This is a genomic window from Nocardia thailandica NBRC 100428 (assembly GCF_000308795.1).
Classification (GTDB): domain Bacteria; phylum Actinomycetota; class Actinomycetes; order Mycobacteriales; family Mycobacteriaceae; genus Nocardia; species Nocardia thailandica.
In genome coordinates this window covers 1-2,508 of sequence record NZ_BAGK01000237.1, presented here as the reverse complement: position 1 = coordinate 2,508, position 2,508 = coordinate 1, and the positions used below count along the sequence as shown (strand labels likewise).

The 2,508-nt window shown below is 77.4% G+C and carries 1 protein-coding gene and 1 pseudogene; one reads left to right on the top strand and one right to left on the bottom strand.

All coding sequences use genetic code 11. The features are described from left to right. Positions 1-120: 120 nt before the first annotated feature. Positions 121-1,911: a DUF2339 domain-containing protein gene (locus ON36_RS27255; RefSeq protein WP_085999707.1), complete on the top strand. Its 1,791-nt coding sequence runs from the start codon at positions 121-123 to the stop codon at positions 1,909-1,911. Between the two features lie 13 nt (positions 1,912-1,924). On the opposite strand, the pseudogene ON36_RS27250 reads toward ON36_RS27255, so the two are convergent. Next, positions 1,925-2,508, bottom strand: a pseudogene (locus ON36_RS27250) (hypothetical protein); the annotation flags it as partial.

Below are 2,508 nucleotides of genomic sequence, written 5' to 3'. Positions count from 1 at the left end.
CGCGGCGCGGGGGTGCCGGCGGGAGCGGGTCCGGCCGGCGCCGGATCGCCCTGGTCGCGTCCCCTCGCGCCGGCGCCCGCGCCCGGAAGACCGCCGGGTCCGGCCGGGCAGGCTCGGCCGATGCCCGGCGCGCCGTGGCCGCAGGCCGGGATGGCGCAGCCGGTGCGCGCCGGAGGGTGCTGGGCGCCGCCCGGGCAGGGCCGCTACGCGCCCGCGCCGAAGGTCCGGACCGGGCCGACGGTGCCGTGGTGGCAGCGGGAAGGGGTCATCTCGCGGGTGCTGGCGGTCGCCGGGGTCGGGGTGACGCTGATCGGCGTGGTCATGCTGCTGGTGCTGGCCGCGCAGGCCGGGTTCTTCGGCCCGGTGCCGCGGGTCGTCACCGGAGTCGCGTTCTCGGCGGGCCTGGTGGCCGCCGGGTGGCGGGTGTTCGGGCGCCCGGGCGGCCGGACGGGCGGTATCGCGTTGGCGGCCACGGGGATCGCGGGGCTGTATCTCGCGGTCGTCGCGGTGAGCGGCTTCTACCGGTGGGCGCCCGTGTCCGCCGGATTGGCGGGGGCGCTGGTCGTGGCGGGCGCGGGCGTCGGCCTGGCGCTGCGGTGGCGGTCGCAGCCGCTGGCCGTGCTGGTCGTGCTGGGCGCGGCGGTGCTCTCGCCCGCCATCACCACCGAGCTCGCCCTGCTGGGATTCCTTCTGGTGCTCCAGGGTTCCGGCCTGGCGGTGCAGTTGCGGCGGGACTGGCCGGTGCTGCACGTGACACGCACCCTGCCGATCGTGCTCGCCACGCTCGTCTTCGCCGCCTCGGCCGCGATCACGGACGAGACCCTCGACCACCGGCGCCTGGTGCTGGCCGCGGCGGTGGCGTCGGCGGCGCTCGGCCTGGGTGGCGCCCTGCTGGTCACGCGGGTGCGCCCGGGCGACGTCACCGCCATGGTGACCATGGTGCTGTCGGCCGCGCCCCTGTCGGCGGCGGCGCTGCTGTTCGAACGCCCGTGGTCCGTCGCCGTGTCGGCGGGGGCGGCGGTCGCCTACCTGCTGGTCGGGGCCGCCGGGCTGCGCTCGGTACCCGCTGTGCCGCAGCCCGTTCCGGTGGAGCCGGGCGCCCGGCCCGACGGCGGGTCCGCGAACGGCACGGGTTCGTTCGCCGCGCCCGGATTCTTCGGCGTCCCCGCGCATCTGGCCGCGGGCGCCGCGCTGGTCGGCGCCGTGGCCGTCTTCCAGTCGTGCGTCGACGGCGCGCGCGGGTCCTGGCTTCCGGCGACGCTGTTCGCCGTCTCCGCCGCCTATTTCACGGTCGCGGCCGCGCGGCGGTCCGCCGCGACGACGGTCTTCGGCGGCGCCTTTGCCCTGCTCGGCGGGCTGACGCTGCTCGACGCCGCCTCCCCGGAGACGCTCGCCGTGCGCGCGCGGGCGGCCGAGGCGCTGACCGGGACGACCCTGCTCGCGGCCGTCCTCGGCCTGGTCGCGACGGCGACGGCGGTCTGGGCCGTGCACGCGCTGCCGGGGCGGGACGCGACCCTGCGCGCGCTGATCTGGGTCGTCGCCGGCGTCGCCGACCTGTATCTCGTCCTGGTCGCGGCGGTCTCGATCGGGATCGCCTCGGGGGCGGCCGACGGCTTCGTCCTCGGGCACAGCGCGGCGACGATCACCTGGATGGCGGCGGCCACCGGGTCGCTCCTCTACGGCCTGCGCAACCTCGTGCGGGCGCCCGGTGTCGCGAAGGTGTGCCTCGTGTCGGGACTCGGGGTCGCGGTCGCGGCCACGGCGAAACTGTTCCTGTTCGACCTCGCCACCCTGTCCGGTTTGGTCCGGGTGGCGGCCTTCCTCGTCGTCGGGGTCCTGCTGCTGCTCGCGGGCACCCGCTACGCGCGGGCCTTCGCCGACACGGCCGGTCCGGGATCGCCGCGGGGCTGATCCCGGAAGCGGCTCAGTCGGTTTCGTCCTCGCGACGGCGCAGCAGCTCGTTGACGCTGACCGTGCGGCCCTCGCCGCCGGAGTGCCGTCCCTCGTCGGCCGCCGGGCGACGCGCCGAACGCAGCTGCGCCATCCAGTCCTCGATCTCGGCGCGGCTGCCCGCACCCGCGTCCTCGTCCGGCTTCTCGTGCGCGCCGTGCTCGGGCTCGGCGCCCGGCTGCGGCACCGCCGTGAACCCGGCCGGGGCCTGCGGCTGCCACGGATTCGGCGTCGCGACGTCCTCGCGGTCCTCGCGGTCCTCGTCCTCGGAGGTCGCGCCGCCCCGGGCGGTCTCGCCGCCGGTGGTGATGGGCGTGAAACCGGGGAACGGATCGGCCGGATCCGGCTGCTGCCGGGGGCTCGGCGAATCCGCTTGCGGCGGAACGAAAGGACCGCGCGACGACGGACCGGCCGGCGTCACCCCGCTCGGCGCGGGACCGGACTCCGCCGGGCCCGGCTGCTCGCCGCCGAGCACTCCGGGCAGATCCAGCGACGACTGCGGGGGAATGTACTCGAGCGGCGGCCGCTGCCCCGGGGTGCCGTTGACCGGCACGAAAG

Coding starts and splice junctions, on each gene's coding strand:
- ON36_RS27255 (WP_085999707.1), top strand. CDS start 121: ATGCCCGGCGCGCCGTGGCCGCAGGCCGGGATGGCGCAGCCGGTGCGC.